Below are 25,838 nucleotides of genomic sequence, written 5' to 3'. Positions count from 1 at the left end.
GACTGCTCTAGTGTCTCTGCCGACGGGATACATGTTATCCACGGAACGTGGGAGGCTGAGTACTGTGGTTAGGACTGTTCCATCTCGACGAGATTCTCTAGGGGTGTCCGGTGGTCACCGTCACCGTCGACCGTTCCGTCAGCAGTGATGCGGTACGATTCACCGAACTGTTGGACGTCCAACGTCGTCGTCTTGTGAGTTACGTCCCAGCCAGCGTCAGCTAACCGGTCTGCAAGCCCGTCGAGCCACTGAGCATCCAATGCCCCTGGTTCGATGGGCTCCAGTCGCTGTTCGGGGAATCCATATCGGTTGATGTCACGCTGTCCAGCCTCCTCGAAGAGTACATCGGGGTCGGCGTCCTGCCAGTCGGGCCAGGCGTCAGCCAATGTTGACCGGAACGCCACGACAACGAGTTGCGCGTCGGGCGGACAGCCGGAATTGTCCTCGGCTGTCGTGCGTGTCCCAGCATCCGTCTCATACTCCCAGTCAGCAATCGTCTGGTCGTCCGGCCGCCAGATTACGATTGCCTCGTTGGGGTCGGAATCCTCGCTATCGATCACTGACCCACCCACAGAAACCGTCCCAGTAGCCTGGTCGGGAACCATCGTAGAAGATGCCAGCACTGCTATCGTCAAAGTACTTCGGTCGCGTAACAATCGAAGACGGCACACGCATACGAATCCGCACCGTGTTGCCGGTGGCCAGCACGTCGTCGTGCATCGATGCCTCTACCAGACTGTATCTGACCATGTGCATCTCGAACACCTCGAAGCGCCGACGCACCCGGAGTTGATGCCTGCTCCTGAATGCGCCGGCACCCATCGCCGGCGCTCGAAAACCCGGTGCTGGCGGTTGCGTCTTCGGCGTCGGTCGCTCGGTCGACAGTGATGGTCAGGTCCTCGCGTCGATGTCCGCGAGCACCTCTTGGACGGCTTCGACGGGCGGACTTACGAGAGAACCGACTGGGCGGCATTTGCGAGTTCGGCGGGCGGCGCGTCTTCGAGGCGGTCGTCGGCGAGCTTCAGGCGGAGACGCGGCCGACCGATGTCGATAGGAACTTTCTCCGTGTCGATAAGCCCGAGGTCTTCGAGTTTGGTTTTCGTGCGGGAGAACGTCGCCTTCGACGCGACGCCGACGTCCTCGCCCCACTTGCTGATGTCGTAGAAGAGTTCGCGATTCTTCGCGGCGGCCAGCAGGCTGACGGTGACCCCGTCGAGGCCGTCGCCGCCACCGCGTGCGGTCTCCATAGATGCGAGGATCGCTTGGAAGTCCGCCTTGACGTCCGTGCCGAGCTTCGCGTCGAGCGTCTGGCGGACGCGGTCGATAGCGGGCGTCCGAAGCGTGAACGGTTCGCTATCCTCCCAGTCGTCGGCGACGGCGTCGTCGGCGGTCTCGGCGAATTCGGCGTGGTCGGTCGTGAGCCCGCCGACGAGCCTGCCAACCTTGACGAGTGCGACCGTGCGGTCCGCCGTGACAAGCATCGACGACCGGGCGTTGCAGTCGACGGTCCGCAGCTCGAGGGCGTCGTCCTCGACGAGGGTTGCGGCCGTGCTCGCGACGAGGAAGTCGTCGGTCACGTCCTTCAGCGTGCGCTCGTCGCCGAGCAGTCGAATGGACGGAAGCTCCCCTTCGTAGGCGTTGGCGACGTCGACGAGTTCCCCGACGGTCTCGCCGCGACGTCTCTCATCAATTCGACGTAGATGGATTCGAGGCCGAGTTCACGGACAAGCTCCAGCCTCCACGAGCGAACGCGTCAGGGTGAGCGAAGTAGGGCGGGGTAGTTGACTACTCGGTAGGGTGGTTCTGTGTCGGTGTTTTCGGGGGTTTTCGCTTAAAAAATATGTCTGACGCATCTTTTTTATGCCCGGGGTGGGAAAGGCTACGCAACTAAGGTAGGCTAACCGCACGACGTGCCCTAGTCGTCGGGGATGCCTCTGGCTGGTGAAATAATTGGTTTCACCGCCGAGGATGGCTAGTCCCCGACGGCAAGAGAACCCTCACAACCACTTGGTTCTCGCGGGCCCATGACCTAATAGCTTTCGCCCTCAGCCGTGGCTCTGCGACTTTCTTGGCCGAGAGTCACCAGCGGCTCTCCTCGAAGGTAGATGGTCTTGGGTACGACGACCTCCCTGGGAGTCGTCAGCACACAACTTCTCGGACACCCCCCCGTCATGTCCGGAGACCATCCGCGTTGGCTCGTCGGCTGCTCGACCTGCGAGGAGCTCTGGCTCACCGCCGCCACCCGCGACACCACGACCTGCCCCCGCTGCAGGAGTACCTACCGGACCCAAACGCTCCGCAAGTTCGCCGAGGATACGGACCGCGACGCGCTCATCGAGAAACGCACCCAGATTCTCGCGAGCCGGAGCGGCCCACGCGCTCGCGAGCAGTACCGTGCCACCGTCGACGACGCCCTCGCCACCCACGACTCCCTCGATGACGCCGCCCGCTCATCACTCATCGACGAGGAGGTGGTTCTCCGTTATCTCGGCGCCGACGATGCCGCCGACCTGCTGTACAATACCCGGGAATCGACGACAGCCCCGGATTCTGCCGCCGAGGACCCTGCTTCCGGGCACGCAAACCCCACCTTTGACCCGCTTGGAGTCGCCCTTCCCGTGGCTGCTGATCCTGGTATTTCGCGCATTCCGCCTGAACGGGACGGCCAGACGGATCTCTCGACGACGGTCGTCTATCGTGGGTTGCAGCCTCAGCTGCGGCGCTGGATTCCCAGCCTCCTCGAGGACCTCCTCCCAACACTCACGGCCGCCGTCGCCCAGTGGACCATCGACCAGGACACCGTTGCCCTCGACGAGCGGGACACCGAAGCCATCGCGACGGCGCTGCTCGATAGGCTTGAGATCGACCCTGGGATCGTTGAGATCGAGGGCGACCGCCAGGCGCCCGTCGAGGTCCGCGCGTGGGTCCGTGACCTTGTGGCGTTCACTGTCCGTGCCGTCGACGACGATGGCGTCGCCGTTGATGACGCTCCGAACTCGCTGACGCGAATCGGCACGGGTCGTGGGTTGGTCAACGCTGGCCGGGCAGCGCTCCGGGCTGGCCCGGCCGCACTCCTTGAGTCCCTCGAGGTGGCGCCACAGGTCGCTGCGACGCTCAACGAGGGCGAATGGGTTGGGACACGGCAGGAGACGCGGACCCGCTCACTGGACGCGCTGGACGCCCTCTCGGAGGCCCTGGACATCCAGTTGGTGTTCTCGACACCGCGTATGGAGACACTCCTCCTCGAGGACCACACGGACTGGACGAGGCGGCATCTCAGTCTTACCGACACCACCGAGACCTCCCATCCGTCTGCATCCGACACAGATGGCGATGCGGACGCCGCACTCGCGCGCCAGGCATGGGACATCCTCCGCGAACGCGAATGGTCGGGGACGGGCTACACGCGCATCCTCGGCAATCTCTCGGCCGCTGGCGCGACTCGCGGCGACCTCGCTGCCGACGACGACGTCGGCCTCTCCGAGGGCAGCATCTACGCCTACGTTGAGGACCTCGCCGAGGCTGGGTTCGTCACCATCGACGACACCACACGCCCCAGTATAGTCCAACTAACCGCGCTTGGGGCGTCTATCGCCGACTACGTCGACACTGAGGGGGCCGTCCAGAATCCCGCGCAGGCGAGTCTTACTCAGTCCCCCAACCGCGATACAAGAGAGTGTACTCCCCAACCCAGCCAAGAGCCGCCCCGGGACGCCCCCCGGCCGGGCGACGACCGCGTCTCTGGTGCTGAGTCATTCCTCGCGGCGACCGGTGACGCTGAGGAAGACGGCTACACTCGGTTCCTCGGTCGGTACAGCGGTGGAGCCGCGCCTCGAGAGATCGAGCCGGCGACGCTCCACCACCAGCTGGGGGCTGGCCGCTGTACGGAGGGTGTTTCGGTCGTAGAGGACGCAAACCTCCAGGACTTCGAGGATAGCCGCGTTTCCTACTTGTCTGGTGGGCCGTCGTTCGACGACGATGTGTCGGTGGTCCTGGAGTGGGGGAATCCGCTGGGAACGTTGGCACGTCTTGTTGGAACCTTACTCGGCGGGCGGGCGTGGAGTAAGATTCTGCGCCGGAGTCGCCTCGGAAGCAATCTCGAGAATCTATGGGCGGGTGCCGACGCGTTTGATGCTGCGCTGGCGGACGTCGCGACGTTCGGCGCGCAACTGGGGTGGATGAGTTCGCGTGAGGAAGACGACTATCTGTCGTACCGGGAGCGGCTTGAAGATGTTCGGTGTTCGCTGCTCGAGGAGGTGGGGCGGTTCGACGAGCTTGATCACGAGCAGCGGTCGGCATTATTGTCGAAGCTGATTGGGTTGGTGACGACGGCGACGACGCTATATCACGCTGCTGGCTACGATTTGACCGTGCATCTGCGGGTGCCGGACGTGACGCAGTTGCGTCGCGATGACGGCCGATACGGCCGCTTCCTCGGGTTCTTCCGGTCGGTGGTGGCGAAGCAAGGCGTTTACCGGGGGCCGGATGGTGTGCATTCGATTTATCGGATGCAGCGTGAGCAGCGCGCGGAGAAGCTCAAACGGCGGCTGGGCTACGAGATTGACCCAGGAGAGCCGGAGGCGGAGTTGACGTGTTCGTGGGTGGTGGCCGTCGACGAGGCCGGTGACGAGGTTGTCGACGAAATCGAGGCCGCGCTGCGTGCTGAAGACCATCGGGTTCGGGACCGCATCCAGGAGGGCAGTGAGGACGCAGCGGTGATGGACGTGCCAGTGGCCCTGGCGAACGGGGCGGCGACGACGCGGCGGATTGTGGCGGCGTTCGCGATGAAGAAAGGGTTCGGCGCCGAGGCGCGTCAGGACCTCGACCGGCTCGTGCGTGTGGTTCACGCCGCGCTGGGGACACAGGACCGTGCGCCGTCGCCGTTCGACGTGGCAGCCGTCATGCAGGCGTTAGAATCAAAGGATGACCCATCGGACGAACTGGATGTCAGCGCGCTCGCGACAGGCATCGCGACGTTGCCGGCGAACCGGCTGCTGCCGTCGCTGTTCGACGATGGTGAGCGGCCGAAGCTGGCGCTCCAGAAGATGCTCCGGGCACTCCTTGGGAGCCACGGAGCGGTGAGTCGCGAAGATCTTGTAGCGGTATCCTCGAAGAATTCGGTTGACCGGTATCTGCAGCGGTTGCGGGCGCTGGACATCGTCGAGCGGGTAGGCCCAGGGGAGTACCGAGCGTATTTGGAGCCGTGGTGGGTGCCGGAGAACGGCCAGAGTGAGCCGTATCGTGAGGAATACGATGGAGAGATTGCGGCAACCGGCCTGGGGACAGGGCGGTGGGACGAGGTGTTGCTCGGTGCCGCCCGTGAACTTGGCGAGGACACGGCGAGTGAGGCGTCTATTACGGCGTTTTCAGCACCAGTAGTGTTTGAGGAGGTGGTGGAGGCTCATCCGATTTTACAGCAGTACGAACACCTCCTCCGAGTGTACGTTGATGGCGTCACTGAGGATGAACCGTCGTCGACGGTCGCGAGAATTGGGTCACCACCGCCGGGTGCGGGCCCAGCGCAGCAGACGCTGACAGCGGGGGTGTCAGGTGATTAACTCGGTTGGGGGACGCGAGTAAGACTTCACGTCCTCCGGGACCGCTGCTGGTCACTGTTCGTTCCACACCTAGACGGTGATCCGGTTGTTCTCACGTCGTCTGTCTCAGAGTGCTGTTTTGGATTTCACAAATGGATTGTCGATGACACGGACGCCGAGTAATCGGGTGGGAGCGTGGGACTCTGACCGTCACTATTGGTTGATGATGCGCCGGATTCGGATGAGCTTCGGGCGGCGATGTACACCATATTTGGCAGGCTGTGAGCACTGAACAACCGACGCTCCTATTGCGTAACTTGCAGGTGCAGATGTGTCTCGCTTCCACCGAGGGCGGCTTCTCGATTTCGTACGAGTAGCGTCGCCGCGGACAGCATGACGGATACCGGGAGGCGTCGGTCGAGATTGGGGACCTTCAGACGGAAGTCCTTCTTTATATGTAAGTTGTACAAGCTGGATTTTTGCCCTCCCCTCCGCGATAATGAGGTTGTAGTGCTCTAACTTGGCCAAGTAGTTCCGTACCGTTCGCTCGGTTTTCGGATCCTCCACCAGGTTACTGTACTGTTCGTACAGAGTGGGTGGATTGATTTCTTCCGCCTCGTTGATGATGTTGTACAGCGTTTTCTGGTGAGGAGTGAGGCGATTAATGGTCTCCCGCTCGATTTCCAATTTCGCTTCCAAAACAACATCTGCGATCACCGATGACTGGATTCGACTCTGCCCGTTCTGATTCGCTGTCCGTGCTGCTTTCCTGAGAATCCCGATTGCGACACGAGCATCACCTGCTGCACGCTCCGCGATTTGCTGTAACCCGGATGCTGTTATTGCATCTTCTGCCAGTCCCCAGTGAGCACGATCGCGTAGAATCAGTACCTCACAAAGCATCCGGAGCTAACTGATGCTGGATCGTGAGTTACCGACGAACCAAAGCTGGATTTGTGTTCTGAAGATCCATTCCGACGACGAGAGACGGGAAGCCGTCGCGTCGGCGGCAATCGCCGCCGACAGCGACGGCGTTGCCACTGATCGGCAAGGCGTACTCGATTACTAGTTACCGGTGAAACCGGTCGTCCGGTGGACGATTCGCGGGGACGGACCGACGCACTGCGAGGGCCGTCCACGCTGCCCGGGTCACCATATCGATGAACTCTTCGAAGGGCCACCACCAGAGGCGACGCCCGCCTCGGCGGGGCGTCGCCACGTACTCCCAGTGCAAGAACCGCCAGACATTCTGAATCAGGAGGCTGAGAACAACGAACAACAGCCGTCTCGTGGGATCTTGCGTTGTCGTCGAGATAATCGTTGACTCGGAGAGGCGATAGCTCGCTTCGATCCCGAAGCGTTTGCTGTAGTGGGATCGAGCCTGTCGTGGCTCGTCGATGAACGGCGCGTCGACGGCGTAGCCGTGACGCGCCACCCCATGCTCATCGTATCGACCATTCTTGTAGGTACAGTCGATCATCACCGGAAATTCGACGGTCCACTCGTGTTCGCCATAGGACGTCGTGAGATCGTGAGTGATCTCACGACTCCAGCCCTGGGTGAGTTCGGTCTTGATCTTCTTGCCCCACGAAATGACCGGGACGATGTACGCGAAATTGTGCGCTTGGAGTAACGTGAGACACTTCCCGTCGTAGAAGCCGCTATCGAGATAGACCGCTTTGACGTCGAACTCGAAGCTATCGATCAGTCCAAGAAACTCGGCGAGGACATCGCTGGCGGTGTCGCCGTCGGTGAGACGGCGCACCGCCAAGGTGTATCGCTTGTTGTTCACGCGTGCGTAGAGCGTGGCGTAGGCGTGGAACGCAGTCGTTCCTGCTTTGGCCTCGTTGTAGTAGAGGCCGTCTGTCTCGTCTTCGTCACCGTAGTAGGGCCGCAGGTGGAGGTCAGCAGCGACCTCCACCTGCTCAGGGAGGGTTTCGAGAACATCCTGTTGGAGGAGCGTGTTCCCGGTAGATTCGACGGTTTCGAGGTCGAACTTGGTCCGGAGATGATGAAGAACACCGTTGCCAGAGGGAGCGTCTTCGCTCTTCTCGCAGAGGGTGGATATCGAGGTCCCGTCGGCGGTCGCGCCGACGAGGACCTCGAAGATGTCCTCTGGGTCGATTTCTGCGTTCTCACCAAGATCTAGCGTGAATGCGCTGGTGAGAACGTTGACGAGAAAGTTAAGGAGCTGGTCTTCGTGGATTTCACTGTCCGCTTGCTCTGTTTGTTTGGTCACAACTCAGCAAGCGGACTTCTCAACTAACGGCTTTGTGAAGTACTGAGAATTGATACTAATTCATCGTGCCCGTATTGGTTGAAATGGATTCGATTGGCGTTCCGGAGACGGCTGTGCAGACGTTCATCTAACGGCGAAAACAACTCTTCCTCCCGGTTAGCAATGAGAATCAGCGTCAGCTCCCGCATTCGGCATAAATCATACAACAACTCCTTGTTCTGGAGTTGATCGACTTCGTCTAAGATGACGACGTACGGTGCTTCGTCGTAGTCTCGGAGACGGTCAAGAAGCAAATCCCGTGGAGTGGACTGGCGGTGAATGTCGTACGCTTCTCCGATGCCATCCAGTAACTGGTACAAGGTTTTGAATCGAGTATAATCCTCCCAGCAGTTCACGTACTGTGTATTCAGGTCAACGACGTTCCCACGGAGTTCTTCGACAATGTACTGAGCAATACAGGTCTTCCCAACCCCGGATGGACCGTACAGTAACGTTGGTTCTGTAGAGTTGCCGTTCGTGACTGCTTCGAGAATACTGGAGAGGTAGTTTACTTCCGAATCCCGATGACGGACCTCTCTCGGAATGAACTCTTGTTGAAGAACCCGGGCATCTGTTATCATGGTTGCGTCGACACAGTCTTCTGGGATGATAAATGGAAGTGTGTAGTTTCCAAAACTTCCGAAAGGCCCCCGAGTATGCATATCTATGGTTCTATAGAAACCATGTAAACCATCCATTCACCAAACCTATATAAGGGGGTCGTGGTTACTACCTGATAACATGACGGACGAGGAGACTTCAATCAGCGTCAAGAAGCCAATACGGGACGAGCTTCGGCGCTACAAAGCCGACGACGGGCTCACCTACGATGAGGCGATAGCCCGTCTCCTCGAACACGCGGACTGGGTCGAAGACGAAAATGAGCTGCTGGAGAAGATCAAAGAATGACAGACACGCCAATCTCCGAACGAATTACCCCCAGCGACGAAATCCTCCGGGATGACGGGACGATTGACTCCACCGGGCTGCTGGACGAAGTTAGCCTCTACAACCTCTACGACGAACGTGACTCCCCAGAACAAGACGCGGAACGTATTCTGGAAATCACGTATCCCACAAACACGCTCTCCACAATCATCAGGAACACCGCAAGGAACCTAAACGGAGACTCTGACTTCTCCGAAGGCGGGCAGATTGTCGGAGGTGGATACGGAAGCGGGAAAAGCCACATCGAACTCGTCATTTACCATCTTTTCAACTCGCCAGAACTCGGCCAGGCATGGGTTGACCAGCAAGGCATTGACGCAGAAATCCCCGCTGAAACGAGGACCGCTGCACTCCAGATGTTCAATCTGGAAAAGGACTACAACCGCCTCTCCGAAGCCGTCGGTGACTACCTCGGCATCGACGAATGGGTCGGCGGAACTGACCTCCCGACCGTCCACCAAATCCGGGACACGCTGGACGGCGAACCAGCACTTGTCCTTCTTGACGAGTTCGAGCGCTGGTACGGGATGATGGAGCGAGACGAATACCAGGACGACAATCTCGCGTTCCTACAGAATCTGCTCGAAGCGGCTGGCCGTGAAGACACCCGGCTAAGCGTCTTCGTGTCTCTGCTCTACGAAAACGAAGACGTTCAAGCCATTACGCAACGTACCAACCCGTTCACACACGACCTCGGCTCCCGGCGTGATGAGAAGATCGAGTTCATTCTGCACCGTCTCATCGGTGAGGTGACGGACGCAGAAGGTGTGTCCTCACTTGCGAAAGAATACACCGATGTCTACCGGCAGAACGACCAAATCGAACTGGAAGACTATCACGACATGGAAAACCGGATTGAACGGTACTACCCGTTCCATCCGCTCACCTTAGAGCTCCTGATGGAGAAATACTCCGAGCAACGAACCAGCTCGGACGCTCGCGGTCTCCTCCGATTCCTCACGGAGATCCTCAGCGACAACTACACCGAAGTAGATCTCATACTCACGGGGAACGTTGACGTTCACAAGTACACTGACCGGTTCCAGTACATCGACAACGAACTGGTCGGGAAGTACATCAACGACTACAATCGCCTCCAGAAATCTGACGGGTCCTTCGACGAATTCATCGAGGAACTCATCAACATCACGCTGCTGCACAGCCTCGCACGCGCCGGTGAAGAAGGCGCAAACAAACGCGAGATGCTGATGGGAGTCATGCGGAAAGGAATCAATGCCCACCGAATCATCCAAACATTCACCGAAGATGTCTATGGGCACGCCTGGCACATCCACCGGATCAACGGTGAATACGCATTCGACGTTGACGAAAACCCAGCAGCCCGCATCGAAAAGAAAGCCGAAGACATCCACAAACACGATGCCATTCACCGGACAGAGTCCCTGATACGCGAGGACCTGTTCAACGGTCGGAACAACGTGTACATCCTCGATCCGGTGAACACTGAACAGAATATTCCGGATAACAAGACGTTCAAGATAGTCGTATCACTCGCAGCCAAGCAGAATTACGACGACGTGTTTGAAGAACTCACTACCGGGCAGAACCGGGAGTTCAGCAACACGCTCGTATTGGTTACTCCTGAAAAACTGGCCGGCATCGATTCGAACACAGGTATCCGGCAACTCGCCCGGAAGGTCGTGGCAGGAGAGCAACTCAAGCGGGAAGAAGAGGTCCTCCCCGAAGGGTTCGAGGAAATCCATGACCAGAACTACCAGAATCTCCGCGACCGGGTTCGGGACAAATTCGGCACCGTTCATACATCGACAGAACGCGGGCTGTTCCCTGAGACCCTGCCCACTGGTCCAGACGTGAATTTCTACGACGCAACGGTTAGCGTCGTGAAACCGGACCCCAGCCAACTTCGGTCAGAGGTCAAGAATGCCGTGAAAGACGAGGGTGCGAGTGGGATACAGTATGAGCACCTCCGTAATGACTTCTACCGAGAGACGGCACAAGCGACGCTAACAGAGGAGTCTGAGTTGGAGGATGCAATCAAGTCGCTCTGCCAAGATGGCGTACTCAAAGTTGGTGGGTATTTCGAAGAACGGGTTCGGAGCCTCGGAAACGACACGAACCTCGTTCACGAACAGTACATCAGCGATGATGACGACGAAGAAGAGGAAGAAGAGACCAACACGATCACCGTAGATACCTCTGGCGGCGACACTACTGGTGGTTCCGAGACGACCACTTCTGGTGGAACTACGACCGGGACTGGCACCCTCAGCGGTGGGGAAACTACCACGGCAGAGACGGCGTTCAGCTGCCCACAGTGCGGCGACGAACTCGAAAGCACATCGTGTGAATGCGGGTTCGAATTCGACGCTTCAGACGTTGTTGAAGGAAATGTCTCGGTCGAAGGCGCAACTGTTGATGAGCTCTTAGATGAGTTCGGAATCGAGGAACCCGAAGGCCCGAAAATCCGCCCCCACCCGATTATGGGGACGGTTGATGCAGATAATAAGCCAGACCTGATCGACCAGATTGAACGAGACACTCAGGGTTGGGACATCCACGAAGCAACGATCACGATTGAAGGTGTCCTCACCAACGAGGACCTTGGTGAATACGGAATCAACGCTGACGCTCTGGATGAGCGAGTGAACCTTGACGAAACGTTCGAGATCACCCCAGATGAACCGTTGGACCATGACTCATTCTTAGCGCTCCTGTGGGATCTGAAAGTCCCAGAGAAGGCATCACTCTCAGTTAAGATGCAGGTGGACAAGAATGAGTAACGAACTATACGCCGAAGAAGAGTTTAATGCTCTTCTCCAGGAGAAGAACGTTCTGGATGGAGTATTCGAGTGCCTCCGCCGAATCTGGGGCAATACAGACGCACTCAGCGATCGGCACCTCGCTGAATCAGAGTACCAGACTCGATTGTTAGAATATGAACTGTTGAAACTGTACCCTGGACTCTACGATGAACTCATTGATGCGATGGGGGATCACCCTGTAACCTCCATCGACAGTGGGTGTGGGGTGATTATGGATGCCCTCAGCGTCCGTGAAGGATTCCGATTAGAGCAGGATCTGCAGTCTGAGCATGATTGGGAGGTCTCATTCACTTGGGCTCCTATTGAAGGGCTCCCTAGTGAGACACAGTTTATTTGCGGTGAATGGTTCGGTGCTCAGAGCCCATCAGCAGTTTCACGGGACGATTTCCGTTTCATCGGCGATCGGGATGTCCCACAGCTCCCGAGTTCAGATCCAGCGTTCGTCTGGACACGTCACCCAGATCAGCGACTCGAAGGGGCCCTGAAGGGCAATTACTCTATGGAAGAAGTAGAGCAAATCTACGAAGGCGTGAAAGAGCTCCTTGAAGACGTGATTCAAGAAAGCGTCCACACTGAATTCCTCGTGACGAGCGATCACGGTTACGTGAATCACCTTGGGAACTCCCCATACTCCTTATCCGATGAAGAGGAATCCTCTCTATCGAGCAAATTCAGTAGCAGATTCCGTGAAATCGGGAATGGGCAGGCGTACCGGGTGCTTGAGAATGCTAATGTTATTAAAAGAGCAGGTGGCCATTACGTAGTAAGAGGACATCACAAATGGACGAAACGTGGGGCGACGAAGAAAATCATGCACGGCGGACTCAGTCTTCCCGAATGCATGACACCGGTACTGCGGATCGATACGACTGGAGGTAACTAACAATGACAGAAACCTGGGACAAACTACCACTAGACCTGATGGATGACTTCGCTGAAAAAGAATCATACAGCCGGCACCACTACCGGCCAGTTTATTCGATGCACAAGTGGTGGGCTCGCCGTCCGGGTTCGACCTTCCGAATTCTCACATTAGCTGCTCTGACTGGTGACGACACTACAAAAGACGACATCATCCGCCGGAATGACTCAGGGACTTATGATGGGTTGTACCTCAATACTAAAGAAGAAGACTTCAGTGACAACGTAATCCTTGATCCGTTTTCGGGTGGAGGGACCACTCTTGTGGAGGCAAACCGGCTGGGAGCAGATACAATCGGATATGAGCTCAACCCGGTTGCCTGGTACGTGGTAAAGAAGTCTATTGATGATGTAGACTTGGACGCACTAAAGGAGGCATACGATGAGTTGGTCTCTAATGTTCGGAGTGAAATCGGGGAGTACTACGAAACAGAGGACCCCGATACAGGAGAAACAGGTGAGATACTGTATACGTTCTTGAGCCAGAAGTTGCCTTGTCTAACCTGTGATGAAGAGGTCCGCCTCTTCCCAAGGTACAAAATTGCAGAAAACAAATCGAACGCTCCTGCTGCTCTCTACTGCCCCAATGCCGATTGTAGTGGAGATCGGCTAATTACGCTGAACAGGGACATCAAAGACACAGAAACATGTCCCGCCTGTGGACACACATTTGATCCGTCTGATGGCAATGCAGGACGTGGGAAGTACACCTGCGGGAATGGGCATAAGCACGACATCAAAGAGACCCTACAGAGAAAAGACGAAAAGCCGGAATTCGAGTCGTTTGCGCTCCAATACGCAGTGAGCTCTGACAAAAATAAAAAGTACAAAGCATTAGATCAGGCCGACAAAGAAACCGTTGAAGAATTGAATGAGCGTTACGAGAAGGAAAAGGACGAGTGGCTGACCCCGACACAATCAATTCCAGAGGGGGACAAGACGAAGGCGCTTCTAAACTACAACTACGAACGGTTCGAGGAGCTGTTCACCCCTCGGCAATTGTTAGCGTTCTCAACGCTGTTCAAAGAAGCAAAAGAAATCGAGGACGATAATCTGTCTGAGTTCCTCATCCTGGCAATCTCCAATTGTCTGAGATTCAATAGTAAACTCTGCACTTGGGATTACAGGCGACAGCTGGGGGTTAATGTGTTCAAGAGACATGCATATGTTCCTCGTGCACAGCCAGTAGAGGGCAACCCGATAAACGAACTCGGTGGTAGAACAAGCATCAACAACTTCTACGAGAGTGTCGTCAAAGGTAAGAAATACTGTCAGGAGCCCTTTGAAAAAGTCAAGAACACCACTACTGGGGAAACGGTTTCGCACGAGATCCTGAATGAAGATGTTGACCCAGACCGACTACTGAATCTTCAGTCAAAGACATCTGAATTGATGGAGGAAGATGATGAATCAGTAGATTACGTCATTACTGACCCTCCGTACTACGATAATGTTCAGTACAGTGAACTCTCTGATTACTTCTACTCTTGGCTTCACCATGCACTGGAAGACGAATACGAAGAGTTCGAACCTCAGTTAGTTCCGAAAGCCCGGGAAATCGTAGCCAACAAACAGGCCAAGAAAGACGAAGAGTTCTTCATCGAGAGCCTCTCGAACGTATTCGAGGAATGCCATCGGGTGTTGAAAAACGATGGTGAAATGGTGTTCACCTACCACCACAACAAGAACGAGGCATGGTCTGTCATCCTCAAGGCCATCATAGATAGCGGGTTTACTGTTACAGGGGCATACCCTGTCCAGTCAGAGCGCTCGAATAACCCACACATCACTGACTTAGATAATGCCGAATACGACATCCTGATCTTCGCAAATAAAGAAGAAACAGATGAAGAGACTACATTAGACGAACTTAGGCAGGATCTGTTCTTTGAGTTGAAAGACATTGCAAATGAAGAGCAGGAACGTCATCAAAACCTGTCCCAAGCCGATTTGGGAGTCATCCTTCGGGGGAAGTGCATGTATTACTACTCAAAACACTACCCGCAGGTTTACTCAAACGGTGAGAGAGTGACGATCGACGAAGCCCTTGACACCGTAGACTCCGTCATTGAACAAGTCGTTGAAGGGTCGGTTAACCTTCCAGACAGTATTGATCCCTTCACAGAAGCTTACGCTGCGTTCTGTAAGCGTGGTGTTGAAGAATACGACAGTCTGAACAAGCACCTCCTCGCCAAAAATCTGAATGTTGGCGATCTTGAGGATGAGAATCTTGTGAAGGGTCCGCGAGAAAAGAAGGAGCCAGTCACTGCTGATGAGCGAATTACCTACATCGAAGGGAAGCTCAACAAAAACGGTAAAGACGGTGATGAACTGCTCGACATCGATAAGGTACAGTACCTATTCCATCTGTATAAGACGGATCAGAACACCGTTGAATACCTGAAAGAGTGGAAAACGGACGAGTTAGAGGAACTCGCTAACTTCATGTCTGAAGTCACAGGTGACGATCGGTATGAGAACGTAATGAACATGGGGATTACTCAGTTCTAACAATGGCACTCCATCAAGGCTACAACATCGTGACTGAGCCAGTCGCGGACACCAGTAACGATCTCACCGCATTAGAGTTCTTCCGTAAGCTGGCTGCTGACCAGTCCGTTGAGTGTCCTGTGACAGTTACAGGCCTTGATGATTTGCTTTACAACGCGACTGAAGACTCTCGTAGCAGGATCATTCGAGAATTACAGCAGGTGCTTCGACGAACACGGTCCATCCAGTCGATGGACGCAGTTCAGCTCTACGTAGATGGGACGATCGTTGACGATAATGCGTTCCGGATCCGAATCGAACGTAGTCAGGGCGGGGTATACCTGAATGTTGGACAGCTCTTCGTAGAAGAGCCGAAACCAGTCTCAGCCACTCACTCCGTCGCCCGGAAGTAACAACCCTACCGAGTAGCTTTCACGCCGAACTCTTCCTCGATAACAGTTAGAACAGAGTCAGCAGTGAACGCTGAGAACGCATCTGTATTGATGTTAGTTCGGACCTGATGGGGCTGGTACGGTTCTGTGACCTTGTTCCGGGACTGCACGGTTCGAAGCGAGTCTCTGAGACTGGCCTCAGCGTGCGGATCACCCAGCTCCGCAACTGACTCGCCTTTTGGTCGGACCCACAACTCCCAGTCAAACCCGTCGGTTAGCAAGGCGACCGCATGGACATCGAGATCGCTGTCCAAGTACTCTACCATGTCGTTCCGTGCGTTCTTGAGCTTCTTCGGGGGTTTCACTTCCCCAAAGAACCGAACGTCGTTCTGCATTGCGACATCGATCGGGAGGGACGTAATTGCGAAGTCAGGAACACCGCCGCTCCTCGGCCACCGCGGTGCGTACTGTTTCGGTTGTGGGCGGAGTGAGTACCCAAATGCCTGGCGAAGCATTGGGAACACTAACTGGTCTTCAGTGAATCGCTCGGGGTTCTGGATCAGGTGTTTCCCTTTCAGGTAGTATTTCCCATCGACAACTTTGTCGAAGTGCGCGGTGCATTCACGCGCTCCGATTTCATCGGTGAAGTCTTCGAGGACTTTCAGGATGCTGTGAGCGAGGGGGTCATGGTCATCGAAGGTTGTTGACTGGTCGGACATCTACTCTAATTCCTCAATTCGTCCCTCAAGTGTATCGATCCTGTCGATAAGATCGTCCACCAAGCGATCTTCAATCTGGAGTGCAGCAACACGCTTCGCTAACTCGGCGATTTCTACAGGCATCGACAACTCATTCCGGTGTTTCTCCACGAATTTCGTCCCAGTCTCTGTTAGTGCGGAGGAGTGAATGATGTAATCTGGGCGCTCTCCGAAAGTTTGCTGCATCCCGCGTTCCGTGTCGATTAGCTGCGCGGCACTTCCGCCCAGCTGACTTTCGATTCGGGAGTGCACCGCGTGTTCGTTCTGAGCACCAATCGATTCAACAACATCCTCCAGTTTCGCTTCGCCGTGTAGATACACGTAGACTAGGAGATGTTGTGAAACTTCGTCGATTTGGTATACCTCTCCGTGCTGTGCTTCGTAGAAAATTGAGGCCATGTTGTGTCTACACTATCCTAACCTTCAGTTTCGGATAAACCCTCACCTGCTTAGGAATGCTCATCTTGGACTCAGCGAACACTGCCGATCAATTATACACCCTACTGCTACGCGCCAATTCCCGGTTGTTCGCTTCGGGGGCGTAATGTAGGCAGTAAGAGGGGTTGGCACTGAACCCCGTAAGCGAACCTCTCAAGCGTGAATTAGTGTTAGCAAGTTATCGTTTTGTATGAGCGTACCTTCCGAACTTGTGCATCGCTACCAGAATGCCGAAGATATAGCGCCAGACGATTTATTGATCGATCTCACCGAGCGAGGCATCCGCGACGTCGTGAAGCGCACTGCCGAGCGTGCGGCCGCCGAAACCGGCGACGATGACTACCAGTACGTGAGTTCCCACGACCTCCGGCGACGCTTCGCGCAGCGTCTCCTCGTCGACCGCCAGATGAACCCCCGCGTCGTGATGGCTGTCGGCGGCTGGGATAGCTTCCAGGCCATCGAACCCTACCTGAACGCGCCGACGGCCGACGTCGTCAACGATGCCTTCGAGGAGGCCGGGCTTGCATGACCGAAGAGGGCGTCGATCCCGAGGACCCGCGACCGGCGGGCCACTACCCACGGTTCAGGGATAACGAGTGGCACTACGTACCGGACGACCTCGCACAGACGATCTCGCTGGGGCCGGGCGGCGACGGCGAGGAAGGGCAGGATTGGGTGCTCACGTACACGCCGGAGCAGCGAGATGAGGACGACCGCGAGAAAGTCCTCGTCCGGTTGACGCCACGCGCGCTCCAAGAACTCTATGTCGAGACCATCCGTTCTAGTTTAGTGGAGAATCCTGTCGCTATCTGCTGATTAGATATCGTCGCAACTACCCGGTTGAGGAACCCGGTGGGAAGTGTGTACTCTCCACCGGACTCGGTAGTTGTTGACCGAATTCAAAGAGCGTTTCCCTCTGATGAGTTGCGCGAGCGCGCTCGCGCAACGAATCTCGTTGAGCGTGAGCGGAAGTTCGACATCGTTGCGCTGTTTTACACACTCTCGTTTGGCTTCGCTGCTGGCTCAGACCGCTCTCTGCAAGCATTTCTCGAACGCTATGTCGAGATGGCTGACTGCGACGACCTCTCTTACGCGGCGTTCCACGACTGGTTCGAACCGGGGTTCGTTGCACTCCTTCGAGAGATTCTCGATGATGCTATCGAGAATCTCGATACTGGACGAGCCGACTTGAGCGGACGTCTCGAACGCTTTCGAGACGTCCTCATTGCTGACGCGACTATTGTTTCGCTGTATCAAGACGCCGCTGATGTCTACGCCGCAACCGGCGAAGACCAGGCTGAACTGAAACTCCACCTCATCGAGTCACTCTCGACAGGTCTTCCAACACGGTTCCGCACAACCGACGGCACGACTCACGAACGGAGTCAGCTACCCACCGGAGAGTGGGTAGCTGACGCCCTCATCCTGCTTGATTTGGGCTTCTACGATTTCTGGTTGTTCGATCGTATCGACCAGAACGGCGGCTGGTTCGTCTCCCGCGTCAAGGACAACGCGAACTTCGAGATTGTCGAAGAACTGCGGACTTGGCGAGGCAACAGCATTCCGCTGGAAGGAGAGTCGCTGCAGGCCGTCCTCGACGACCTGCAGCGACAGGAGATCGACGTCCGCATCACGCTTTCATTCGAGCGCAAACGAGGGTCGGGCGCCAGCGCGACCCGGACGTTTCGACTGGTCGGCCTGCGCAACGAGGAGACCGAAGAGTACCATCTGTATCTGACGAATCTCGGCAACGACGACTACAGCGCGCCCGATATCGCGCAGCTCTATCGGGCGCGCTGGGAGGTCGAACTGCTGTTCAAGGAGTTGAAGTCGCGGTTCGGCCTGGACGAGATCAACACGACCGACGCCTACATCATTGAGGCGCTGATCATCATGGCGGCAATTTCGTTGATGATGAGTCGTGTGATCGTGGATGAGTTACGGTCGCTTGAGGCAAGACAGCGTGAGGTCGAAGCCGCCGCAGACGCCGACGAGTCGGCGTCGCGGCTCCCTCGCCGTCGCTGTTCGCTAGCCGTTGAACGGCACGCTCATCTGATCCAGCTGTATCTCATGGTCGAGTTGGGCTACGAACTGCCGGATTTGGACGAACTGTTGCTGTGGGCATCACGAAATCCAAATCCACACAGAGATCGGTTACGTGAGCAGGTTGAACGAGGTGAGTTCGGCTTTGGCCGCCACTAAACTAGAACGAATGGTGCCTCACCCTTTGAGCCTGCAGTGAAGAAGAGAAGACGCTCATCAGTCACGATGCAAAGACTCCGGTATGAGGCATCATTTCCGTCGCCTGCGGTCACTCCGTTTCGAGTCACTCCCTTCGTGTCATTATAGAAGAAGTGTTCCGGTTGTTCCTCCGCCCTCAGATACGAGATAACGGGATTCGTAGCGAGGAGGTCTTTTTGCATGAGTCCTCCCCCAGTTTTTGTGAGACGGTCGGCCGTTACTGACTCTCCTCGGGCCTGTACTGCCAAAGAACTAGCACGGTTGTTGTCAGAACCGTCGCCAAAAATTCCCATACTAACCCCCGTTATCTGACATTGCGTATATATTTTGGCTATTTTGTACTTTAGATGCCTTGTTTTGCCGCCTAGTGACGACGGTCTCAGACGCTCTTACTGTAATATTCCGTCAGATGGCTCTGGTGAATCGCCATACAACGTCGTGGTGAGCCCAATCCGAGCCGCTCTGAGAGGGGTAACTGCGAGGTTATGCCGTCGATTTTCGGTAATAACTCCACAATGTCACTCTCAGTGGCGGCCTGAGTTAGGTGTCTTCACTGTCGAAGTCGCCGTCCTCTAGTGATTCACCAGAGCCATTTTGTTGGTTACGATTCTGCACCTGCTCAGAGCGCGAAATACATCCCGACCACCGGCCGAACTCTAAACACCCGATCAATAGGCCGTTGACACGCTCTCTGTGGGTTGTTGTTGTTCTTGGGTCTTAGGTAGGTTAGGTTCGTTTCTCACGGATACCGTTGCGATCCCGGGTGACCGTTTCACAGCTGGGGCAGGCGCGTGGGCTCGTTACGTCGCTGGGGGTGAACACGCGAACGTAGACGTCGGTGACGTGGCTGCCGCAGTTCTGGCATTCCGGCATACATCGTCCACTTGCTGCCGCTGGTATAGCCTTTCTGTGGCAGCCCACCGGTCTCGTTTGACTGTTCTCACTCGAGTGGCGGGAGCCAGAGGCCGTTTCCCGGATATCGAACGCTTTTGGTGTACTCAAATCAACTGTTATCTATGGCTACGTGTACCGAGTGCGGTGCTGACCTTCCGCCTGATACCGAAGTTGTCTGTGATCATTTCGAGAGCGAACACGGATACTTCACCGAGAGTAGTAGTGACAACAGCCACGAGTAGTCTCGGGTCCAGAGCGGGTATACAGCGCTGCAACGAGCCCAGTTGGCCGGGATACCGTTGCTTCGTCATGGACCGTCTGGCTTCGGGTGTGGGCTCCGGCTTTCAATAGCGGGAAGTACGCCGTCCCGTGGACTTGCGCGACCTATATGTGGCTGCGTGTTCGTAAATCGGAGTGTAGGGTGCTTAGCCCTACTGTCACACGCACGTCCACCCCTGAGCGAGCCGCCACCGTCGACGGCTCTCGACTCCCGGTTGCACACCCCCTGATATGTCTTCGCAGAATTCCCGGCTTGGCGACTGTCCCCGGTGTGGTGCCACGATCCACGACTGGCATGTGCTCGTTGAGTACGAAACGAATGGGCGCCACCGCTACTGGGCGGACTGCCCCGACTGTGGCGATGTTGTCGACCCGGATGCCTAACACCTATGCTTCGGCGACTCACTCGTGTTCTCTGGTCTTCAGAGCCCGAGTCTGAGGCGTCTCTGGTCGAATGCAAGCGCTGCGGGACGACGCTGGAATCCAAGGCCGTCGAGCGGTGTCCCGAGTGCGGCAGCCGCGACATTGCGACGTATTTCTTCTAACCTCCCCGGGTCCGTCCCATCTTCTCGACGTGTCTGCTCAGTTGTTCACAGGTGGCTGGCGCTGTTGTGGTGGGTTACTCGAGGAGGCCGAGGTCGGTGAGCCGCTCATGGATGATCTCGAGTGCGTACTCAGCGTCGTCTGGGTCGCTCCCACCCGTGATGACGAGTTTGCCGCTGCCGAACAACAACACCACAACATCGGGGTCTTCGAGACGATAGACGAGTCCGGGGAACTGTTCGGGTTCGTATTCGACATCTTCGAGGCCGAGTCCGATAGCGATAGCGTTCAGGTTCAGGGGTTGGTCAAGATCGCCGCTGCAGACGATATTCTGGACGTGAACCGGCGGACTGGGCGGGATGTCGATACCGAGGTCGCGGAGGTCTTCGACGACGATACTGATGGCGTCGTGGACGTCGTCGACGGTTGTGGCGCCAGTACAGACCGCTTTGCCCGAATCGAAGATGAGCGTCGCCGATTTCGGATCGTCGAGCCGGTAGATGACACCAGGAAAATCCCCGGGATTGTACTCAGCGCCGGGGAGGTCAGTTGCGAGTTGCTCGAGGGCTAACTCCTGGCTGAGATCGGTCGAGGCGACGACATTCTCGATCTGGATGGTGTCGGTGAGTGTACTCATTCGGTCACCTTGTCGCGGGGCCGGCGTAAAAACTGGTGTGACGACGGACGTCGTGGGTGGCTGGACAACTGGAGGGCATAAGCGGACGGCTGTTGCAGGTGATTCTGGGAGGAGCGTGAGTACGTATCGATAGTGCGTCCCGGTGAAGAACGGATTATTCGATAACTCTAGCTCCAGAAACAACCGGTAATTAGGAGTGCGAACTTATTGACTGAGTGTGGGTGCTCGGCGGAATCATCTCGATATTTTGAATTGGCCGCTTGCTGTTTCCCCGATATGATGACAGACGAACTCGGATCCTTGCTCGAATGGTTCGACCTGAAGGACGAACTTCGGACGGGATGGGAACTCCGGAATGTCGACTCGCCTGAATCGGTCGCAGCCCACACGTGGGGGACAGCGGCGCTTTGTCTGCTCTATGCCGACCAAGAAGATGTTGACCGCCAGAAAGCAGTGACGATGGCCCTCATTCACGACCTCGGCGAAGCTCGCACGGGCGATATTGCAACCCGTGCGGAGGACGGACGCCAGACCATTCCCACGTCCGAGAAAGAGACGGCTGAACGGAGCGCGGTAACCGATCTCGTCGGGCCCTTCAACGATTCCGAACTGCTGTCGCTCTGGGAAGAGTACGAAGCCCGTGACACCCCGACGGCACAGTTCGTCAAAGACATGGATCTTGTTGATAATTGTCTCCAGGCGCTCAAGTATGAGCGCCAAAATAGGTACGATGAAGCCGAAACAACTGACCACTTCACCGAGTTCGAGAATCTAGACGAGTTCTTTGCTACCGCCGCGCCACGCTTCCAGACAGAATTCGGCCAGGACCTGTTTAAGCAAATCAAATCGGAATACGAAAGCGAAATCGGACGACCTTGCCAACTATGAATTAGTCTTTGTCACTTACAGGTTCCTCGGTCAGTGTACACCCTATACTTAGCATCTCAACCCGTTCACTCTAATTGGAAACTGGCCAAGGAATGTGCGTTGAGTACGCAACTAGGATTCAGTGACGACTTGTCATACAACTCGGAAACAAACACTCGATATTTGGGCCTATAGCACCTCGATCAGGGCGCTCCCCACACCACTAAGTGCAAGGTTATTACAAAAGTCTGCATGAGACTGGAGGCGACCGCAAAGGAAGACGAGTACAAGGTCTGGATGACCGACGCCGAACTTGACGAGCTGCGGCGGGCCGCAGCAAGCCATCGCGACGACCTCGTCATCCAACTGGGCGGCTACGTCGGCCTCCGTGCCTTCGAGGTGCCCCAGATCTGTCCGAAGCACGTCAAGCGCACCGAGGACGGCGATCACTACCGACTGCGCGTCCCCGAGGGAAAGGACACCACCGGCAACGGCGGGAAGCCCCGTGATGCCTACCTGCCACCTGACGTCGAGGGCGACATCCACCGCTACACGAACGCTGAGGACATCAACAGCTACGAGCCGGTCGTCGACCTCACTGAGCGCGGCGTCCGGGACGTCGTCAAGCGCACCGCCGAGCGGGCTGCTGAGGAGACTGGTGACGATGACTTCCGGTACGTCAGCAGCCACGATCTGCGTCGACGCTACGCCCAGCGCCTCCTCGTCGACGAACAGGTCAACCCCCGGGTCGTGATGCAGGTTGGGGGATGGGACTCGTTTCAGGCCATCGAGCCATACCTGAACGCTCCGACGCCTGAGGTCGTGAATGAGGCCTTCGAGGAGGCTGGGCTCGTATGAGCGACGACGAGGATGTCGATCCTGAGAACCCACGTCCAAACGGCCACTATCCGCGGTTCGTGGACAACGAGTGGCACTACATTCCCGATGAGCTGGCGCAGACGATCTCCCTTGGGCCCGCTGGCGACGGTGAAGAAGGTCAGGACTGGGTGCTGACGTACACGCCCGAGCGAGAGAACCAGGACGACCGCGAGAAGATATTGGTACGGCTCACCCCACGGGCGCTGCACGAACTCTACATCGAGACCAGGGGCCTTTCCACAGACCAGCGGATGCACGGTCACAGCGCGGAGTGTGATCTCTGCGGCGAGCAAGTCGATCTTGACGAGGCGATTCCCAACCAACGTGGGAAGCCCTGTCATAAACGCTGCTGGGCCGCGTACACGGGCGCGCCCGACTGGTTCAGCGACTACGTGTAACAGCAGTTCTAGCGCAGTTTGTTTATTCAGAATAGAGCTTGAACTCACGCGATCGAATTGGTAAGTAGATCTGCTTATTTGCCAGAGGCAAACTCGGGTTCTCAAGAGTTGATTCGTTCCGCCCAGATTTTTCGCTCCGCTCTGAATCCAAACAAGAATGCGGTGAGCAATGTTGGAATTGCGACGCGGGTTGTCAGCCCACTCAATGCCATCAGCGACCATGATCCAAGTGCGAAGAAATAGCCTGCTGCATTTGTCGAGCTCGTCGCGTCTGAGGTGAAAACCAGAACCGCACCAATCCCGTTCACGCCCGCCAATACCATCGATAGGCGACCAGGAAACACCAGTGAACCGTATGCCCCCGCGATACTCAGAACGATTCCGAGCAGATCGCGTGAGGCAAATGAGCGGAGTTTCAAGCCACCAGCGTCGGGAGAATCTGTGTCTGGGGACTCATTCATAGTAGGGCAACTGAGAGGGGAGAATAAAACGTGACCGAAGAGTTTGCTATGTCTGCTCTTTGTACTGACCGGATGTTTCACCCTTGTCAGTAAATAAAGAAACCGTATTGCTAACTACTGGTGACTGACGAGATGGCAGGAAGACGACGCCGGGGAACCCATTCCTTGGAGGCGTGAGGTGAGTATTCTAAATGCCAACCCAAAGACGTGATTGCTCCGTGTCTGACGTAGCACTAAGTGTCTTGGATGGTTTGGACAGTTTGTATGGACGAGACCGCAAAACTCGCTGTGACGAACCAAAAGGGTGGGGTCGGCAAGACCATGACCGCCATCAACGTTGCCGGTGCGCTGAACGAGCGCGGCCGAGACGTTCTCCTCGTCGACCTCGACCCGCAGGGCGCGGCGACTGAGGGCCTCGGGTTCCTCGAGGCCTATGACGCGGCGCCGCCGTCGCTCCTAGAAGTGCTCACCGAACCGGAGCATCGCGAAGCGATCACCGACCTTGTCGTGGAGCACGCAGAGATGGACGTCCTCCCCAGCAACATCGACATGGCGGCCGCCGAACGGGAACTCACGCTTTCCCGGCGTGGCGGCGAGCAGCTGGCGCTCGCGCTCCAGGAACTCGAGGACGACTACGACTACGTGGTCGTGGACTGTCCGCCGTACCTCGGGTATCTTACGGACAACGGCCTGTACGCGACCCAGAACATCCTCATTCCTGCGCTCGCGGAGTCGACGTCGAAGCGCGCTCTGGAACTGCTGTTCGACCACGTGGAGATGCTGGAGGCGGAGTACGAGACGACTATCGTCGAGCGGGGGCTCGTCGCGAACCGCGTCGAGGAGACCAACGAGGCCAAGGAGATGATGGAGTGGTTCGACGAGGCGTTCCCTGACATCCCAGTCTGGGAGGTCCGCAAGCGCGTCGCGTTCCAGCGCGCTTTCTCCGCCGGCGAGTCTATCCTGGCGCACGACCCCGACCTCGACATGGCCGAGGTTTTCCTCGACGTTGCGGCCTCCCTCGACGAACAGTTCGGATTCACGGACGCCGAGGTGGCACGATGAGCGGTGACGAGGACAACGGACAGAGCCGGTCGGAGCGTCTGCGGCAGCGTCGACAAAGCCGCGACGACGCCTCTCAAACGGCAGAGACAGAAAAACCATCACAGACATCAGAGACGTCCGAAGGATCCAAGACATCCAAGACGCCAGAGGCGTCCAAGATATCCGAGACATCAAAACCATCTGCGTCGTCCGTGAAAGAGGAGCGCATCGGGACCTACATGTACCTGGCAGAGTCTCAGAAGAAAGACGTCGACCGTCTGTATAACGTTCTGAAGGCAGATTTCGAGTACGAGTACGACGTTGAGTTCGAGAAGAACCGACATTTCTTCCCGCTAGTCGTCCAATACGGTTTGGAGGGTTTAGACGGATTGGACGCTTCAGAGGTCAAAGACTGTTTGGATTCCATATAGCGAGAAGCAGTTTATGGACGGTCGCTCGCGCTAACCAGCACTCGGGACGCTGGAGCAGCGAACGTCCAGAATGTTGGTTAGTCTCCTAGGGTCACAGCTGCTGAAACGAGAAATCCGGTAGCGTTGCCGCTCTGGATGGTGGTTCTCGGGACGTCTCCCTGGGTGGAGCAGGCCGGAAACGGGGCTGTAGAACTACTCGCTGCCGTCGGTGACCGCTTCGCCGCTTGAGGATGAGCCGTCGACGTCGCGACGGACGTCGTAGTCGTCGGAGTCGCCGCCGAGGTCCTCCGCGAGATCTTCGTGCAGTTGGTCGCGCTGCTCGTCCATCTCCTTGCGGAGTTCATCGAACTCCTCGTCGGTCACTGGGCCCTGATTTCGTGCCATTCCTCAAACCTCGTACTGTAGCCTTCGGGCTGCATTGGTATCTGGTCTTTGGCGTACGTGAGCGCCTCACTCGGCTGCATTGGCGGGAAGAGTTCTTCTGACCGATACTTCTCTTCGTCTCGGTAGACGTCTAGGTAGACGCCCTTTTTGGCGACGTCGTAGCCATGCTCACGCTCCGGGTCATGGTCCGATCGAACGACTATTGCCCACTCGTCGC

General features: G+C 56.7%; 23 protein-coding genes and 2 pseudogenes. 13 read left to right on the top strand and 12 right to left on the bottom strand.

The window, feature by feature from the left end:
• Window positions 1-68: 68 nt before the first annotated feature.
• Both ACOZ32_RS01040 and tbsP read right to left on the bottom strand, forming a co-directional pair.
• On the bottom strand, window positions 69-605 hold the full coding sequence (locus ACOZ32_RS01040) for a hypothetical protein (RefSeq protein WP_285258106.1): 537 nt from the start codon (window positions 603-605) through the stop codon (window positions 69-71).
• Between the two features lie 342 nt (window positions 606-947).
• Window positions 948-1,706: a transcriptional regulator TbsP gene (gene tbsP, locus ACOZ32_RS01035; protein WP_349253427.1), complete on the bottom strand. Its 759-nt coding sequence runs from the start codon at window positions 1,704-1,706 to the stop codon at window positions 948-950.
• Window positions 1,707-2,171: 465 nt separating this feature from the next.
• On the opposite strand from tbsP, the gene ACOZ32_RS01030 reads away from it, so the two are divergent.
• Window positions 2,172-5,558 (top strand): DUF5817 domain-containing protein, encoded by a 3,387-nt coding sequence (locus ACOZ32_RS01030; protein WP_424334849.1) that lies wholly within the window; start codon window positions 2,172-2,174, stop codon window positions 5,556-5,558.
• Window positions 5,559-5,750: 192 nt separating this feature from the next.
• Here ACOZ32_RS01030 and ACOZ32_RS01025 read toward each other — a convergent pair whose 3' ends face one another.
• The 3 genes from ACOZ32_RS01025 to ACOZ32_RS01015 form a co-directional block, all read right to left on the bottom strand.
• Window positions 5,751-6,440: a hypothetical protein gene (locus tag ACOZ32_RS01025; RefSeq protein WP_424334848.1), complete on the bottom strand. Its 690-nt coding sequence runs from the start codon at window positions 6,438-6,440 to the stop codon at window positions 5,751-5,753.
• A gap of 166 nt (window positions 6,441-6,606) precedes the next feature.
• Entirely contained in the window at window positions 6,607-7,776 is a 1,170-nt protein-coding gene (locus ACOZ32_RS01020; RefSeq protein WP_285255186.1) for an ISH3 family transposase, read from the bottom strand.
• A gap of 23 nt (window positions 7,777-7,799) precedes the next feature.
• Window positions 7,800-8,477 (bottom strand): Cdc6/Cdc18 family protein, encoded by a 678-nt coding sequence (locus tag ACOZ32_RS01015; protein ID WP_424334847.1) that lies wholly within the window; start codon window positions 8,475-8,477, stop codon window positions 7,800-7,802.
• Between the two features lie 79 nt (window positions 8,478-8,556).
• On the opposite strand from ACOZ32_RS01015, the gene ACOZ32_RS01010 reads away from it, so the two are divergent.
• The 4 genes from ACOZ32_RS01010 to ACOZ32_RS00995 are packed head-to-tail and all read left to right on the top strand — an operon-like array spanning window position 8,557 to window position 14,999.
• The gene (locus tag ACOZ32_RS01010; protein WP_274323787.1) at window positions 8,557-8,724 is read left to right on the top strand and encodes a hypothetical protein; all 168 of its coding nucleotides are present in this window, start codon (window positions 8,557-8,559) and stop codon (window positions 8,722-8,724) included.
• Window positions 8,721-11,525: a DUF499 domain-containing protein gene (locus ACOZ32_RS01005; RefSeq protein ID WP_424334846.1), complete on the top strand. Its 2,805-nt coding sequence runs from the start codon at window positions 8,721-8,723 to the stop codon at window positions 11,523-11,525. The genes ACOZ32_RS01010 and ACOZ32_RS01005 overlap by 4 nt, the downstream gene beginning before the upstream one ends.
• A complete protein-coding gene (locus tag ACOZ32_RS01000; protein WP_424334845.1) occupies window positions 11,518-12,450 on the top strand; it encodes a hypothetical protein in 933 nt (310 codons plus the stop codon). The genes ACOZ32_RS01005 and ACOZ32_RS01000 overlap by 8 nt, the downstream gene beginning before the upstream one ends.
• A 2-nt stretch (window positions 12,451-12,452) precedes the next feature.
• Window positions 12,453-14,999 (top strand): DUF1156 domain-containing protein, encoded by a 2,547-nt coding sequence (locus ACOZ32_RS00995; protein WP_424334844.1) that lies wholly within the window; start codon window positions 12,453-12,455, stop codon window positions 14,997-14,999.
• Window positions 15,000-15,396: 397 nt separating this feature from the next.
• Here ACOZ32_RS00995 and ACOZ32_RS00990 read toward each other — a convergent pair whose 3' ends face one another.
• A complete protein-coding gene (locus ACOZ32_RS00990) occupies window positions 15,397-16,089 on the bottom strand; it encodes a hypothetical protein (RefSeq protein ID WP_424334843.1) in 693 nt (230 codons plus the stop codon).
• Window positions 16,090-16,527, bottom strand: a complete 438-nt coding sequence (locus ACOZ32_RS00985) for a hypothetical protein (protein ID WP_424334842.1) — start codon at window positions 16,525-16,527, stop codon at window positions 16,090-16,092. It abuts the gene before it with no gap.
• 250 nt (window positions 16,528-16,777) lie between these two features.
• On the opposite strand from ACOZ32_RS00985, the pseudogene ACOZ32_RS00980 reads away from it, so the two are divergent.
• From ACOZ32_RS00980 to ACOZ32_RS00970, 3 genes and pseudogenes are all read left to right on the top strand, one after another.
• A pseudogene (locus ACOZ32_RS00980) lies at window positions 16,778-17,095 on the top strand (tyrosine-type recombinase/integrase); the annotation flags it as partial.
• Window positions 17,092-17,340 (top strand): annotated as a pseudogene (locus tag ACOZ32_RS00975) (hypothetical protein); the annotation flags it as partial. The pseudogenes ACOZ32_RS00980 and ACOZ32_RS00975, both read left to right, overlap by 4 nt.
• Window positions 17,341-17,418: 78 nt before the next feature.
• A complete protein-coding gene (locus tag ACOZ32_RS00970; protein WP_012289547.1) occupies window positions 17,419-18,768 on the top strand; it encodes an IS4-like element ISH5 family transposase in 1,350 nt (449 codons plus the stop codon).
• 765 nt (window positions 18,769-19,533) lie between these two features.
• Here the strand turns inward: ACOZ32_RS00970 and ACOZ32_RS00965 are convergent.
• Together ACOZ32_RS00965 and ACOZ32_RS00960 are read right to left on the bottom strand one after the other, a co-directional pair.
• Window positions 19,534-19,680, bottom strand: coding sequence for a DUF7563 family protein (locus tag ACOZ32_RS00965; RefSeq protein ID WP_285255363.1), 147 nt, complete (start codon window positions 19,678-19,680; stop codon window positions 19,534-19,536).
• A 919-nt stretch (window positions 19,681-20,599) separates the two neighbouring features.
• Window positions 20,600-21,160: a TATA-box-binding protein gene (locus tag ACOZ32_RS00960; protein ID WP_285270911.1), complete on the bottom strand. Its 561-nt coding sequence runs from the start codon at window positions 21,158-21,160 to the stop codon at window positions 20,600-20,602.
• A gap of 276 nt (window positions 21,161-21,436) precedes the next feature.
• Here ACOZ32_RS00960 and ACOZ32_RS00955 point away from each other — a divergent pair, with 276 nt between their 5' ends.
• From ACOZ32_RS00955 to ACOZ32_RS00945, 3 genes are all read left to right on the top strand, one after another.
• A complete protein-coding gene (locus ACOZ32_RS00955; RefSeq protein ID WP_010890466.1) occupies window positions 21,437-22,048 on the top strand; it encodes an HD domain-containing protein in 612 nt (203 codons plus the stop codon).
• Window positions 22,049-22,279: 231 nt separating this feature from the next.
• On the top strand, window positions 22,280-22,885 hold the full coding sequence (locus ACOZ32_RS00950) for a site-specific integrase (protein WP_012289605.1): 606 nt from the start codon (window positions 22,280-22,282) through the stop codon (window positions 22,883-22,885).
• Entirely contained in the window at window positions 22,882-23,304 is a 423-nt protein-coding gene (locus tag ACOZ32_RS00945) for a hypothetical protein (protein WP_424334841.1), read from the top strand. The genes ACOZ32_RS00950 and ACOZ32_RS00945 overlap by 4 nt, the downstream gene beginning before the upstream one ends.
• A gap of 101 nt (window positions 23,305-23,405) precedes the next feature.
• On the opposite strand, the gene ACOZ32_RS00940 is transcribed toward ACOZ32_RS00945, so the two are convergent.
• Window positions 23,406-23,765, bottom strand: a complete 360-nt coding sequence (locus ACOZ32_RS00940; RefSeq protein ID WP_424334840.1) for a hypothetical protein — start codon at window positions 23,763-23,765, stop codon at window positions 23,406-23,408.
• Window positions 23,766-24,029: 264 nt separating this feature from the next.
• Between ACOZ32_RS00940 and ACOZ32_RS00935 the strand changes: the two genes are divergently transcribed.
• Together ACOZ32_RS00935 and ACOZ32_RS00930 are read left to right on the top strand one after the other, a co-directional pair.
• Window positions 24,030-24,827: a ParA family protein gene (locus ACOZ32_RS00935; RefSeq protein WP_049892788.1), complete on the top strand. Its 798-nt coding sequence runs from the start codon at window positions 24,030-24,032 to the stop codon at window positions 24,825-24,827.
• The gene (locus ACOZ32_RS00930) at window positions 24,824-25,237 is read left to right on the top strand and encodes a hypothetical protein (RefSeq protein ID WP_424334839.1); all 414 of its coding nucleotides are present in this window, start codon (window positions 24,824-24,826) and stop codon (window positions 25,235-25,237) included. Before ACOZ32_RS00935 ends, ACOZ32_RS00930 begins: the two co-directional genes overlap by 4 nt.
• A gap of 192 nt (window positions 25,238-25,429) precedes the next feature.
• Here the strand turns inward: ACOZ32_RS00930 and ACOZ32_RS00925 are convergent, their stop codons facing one another.
• Together ACOZ32_RS00925 and ACOZ32_RS00920 are read right to left on the bottom strand one after the other, a co-directional pair.
• A complete protein-coding gene (locus ACOZ32_RS00925) occupies window positions 25,430-25,600 on the bottom strand; it encodes a hypothetical protein (RefSeq protein WP_424334838.1) in 171 nt (56 codons plus the stop codon).
• Window positions 25,597-25,838, bottom strand: a 242-nt coding sequence (locus tag ACOZ32_RS00920) for a DUF7718 family protein (protein WP_424334837.1), incomplete at its 5' end; no start/stop codon positions are given. The genes ACOZ32_RS00920 and ACOZ32_RS00925, both read right to left, overlap by 4 nt.

Origin of the sequence: Halobacterium sp. MBLA0001, from assembly GCF_049705385.1 — an archaeon.
Lineage (GTDB): Archaea > Halobacteriota > Halobacteria > Halobacteriales > Halobacteriaceae > Halobacterium > Halobacterium salinarum.
Note: the sequence above shows the minus strand (reverse complement) of the source record. Positions and strands in the feature narration are given on the sequence as shown.

Excerpts from the sequence above, each read along its gene's own strand:
- ACOZ32_RS01040 (WP_285258106.1), bottom strand. The coding sequence starts at position 605 with ATGGTTCCCGACCAGGCTACTGGGACGGTTTCTGTGGGTGGGTCAGTG.
- ACOZ32_RS01030 (WP_424334849.1), top strand. The coding sequence starts at position 2,172 with ATGTCCGGAGACCATCCGCGTTGGCTCGTCGGCTGCTCGACCTGCGAG.
- ACOZ32_RS01025 (WP_424334848.1), bottom strand. The coding sequence starts at position 6,440 with ATGCTTTGTGAGGTACTGATTCTACGCGATCGTGCTCACTGGGGACTG.
- ACOZ32_RS01015 (WP_424334847.1), bottom strand. The coding sequence starts at position 8,477 with ATGCATACTCGGGGGCCTTTCGGAAGTTTTGGAAACTACACACTTCCA.
- ACOZ32_RS01010 (WP_274323787.1), top strand. The coding sequence starts at position 8,557 with ATGACGGACGAGGAGACTTCAATCAGCGTCAAGAAGCCAATACGGGAC.
- ACOZ32_RS01005 (WP_424334846.1), top strand. The coding sequence starts at position 8,721 with ATGACAGACACGCCAATCTCCGAACGAATTACCCCCAGCGACGAAATC.
- ACOZ32_RS01000 (WP_424334845.1), top strand. The coding sequence starts at position 11,518 with ATGAGTAACGAACTATACGCCGAAGAAGAGTTTAATGCTCTTCTCCAG.
- ACOZ32_RS00995 (WP_424334844.1), top strand. The coding sequence starts at position 12,453 with ATGACAGAAACCTGGGACAAACTACCACTAGACCTGATGGATGACTTC.
- ACOZ32_RS00990 (WP_424334843.1), bottom strand. The coding sequence starts at position 16,089 with ATGTCCGACCAGTCAACAACCTTCGATGACCATGACCCCCTCGCTCAC.
- ACOZ32_RS00985 (WP_424334842.1), bottom strand. The coding sequence starts at position 16,527 with ATGGCCTCAATTTTCTACGAAGCACAGCACGGAGAGGTATACCAAATC.
- ACOZ32_RS00965 (WP_285255363.1), bottom strand. The coding sequence starts at position 19,680 with ATGCCGGAATGCCAGAACTGCGGCAGCCACGTCACCGACGTCTACGTT.
- ACOZ32_RS00960 (WP_285270911.1), bottom strand. The coding sequence starts at position 21,160 with ATGAGTACACTCACCGACACCATCCAGATCGAGAATGTCGTCGCCTCG.
- ACOZ32_RS00955 (WP_010890466.1), top strand. The coding sequence starts at position 21,437 with ATGATGACAGACGAACTCGGATCCTTGCTCGAATGGTTCGACCTGAAG.
- ACOZ32_RS00950 (WP_012289605.1), top strand. The coding sequence starts at position 22,280 with ATGAGACTGGAGGCGACCGCAAAGGAAGACGAGTACAAGGTCTGGATG.
- ACOZ32_RS00945 (WP_424334841.1), top strand. The coding sequence starts at position 22,882 with ATGAGCGACGACGAGGATGTCGATCCTGAGAACCCACGTCCAAACGGC.
- ACOZ32_RS00940 (WP_424334840.1), bottom strand. The coding sequence starts at position 23,765 with ATGAATGAGTCCCCAGACACAGATTCTCCCGACGCTGGTGGCTTGAAA.
- ACOZ32_RS00935 (WP_049892788.1), top strand. The coding sequence starts at position 24,030 with ATGGACGAGACCGCAAAACTCGCTGTGACGAACCAAAAGGGTGGGGTC.
- ACOZ32_RS00930 (WP_424334839.1), top strand. The coding sequence starts at position 24,824 with ATGAGCGGTGACGAGGACAACGGACAGAGCCGGTCGGAGCGTCTGCGG.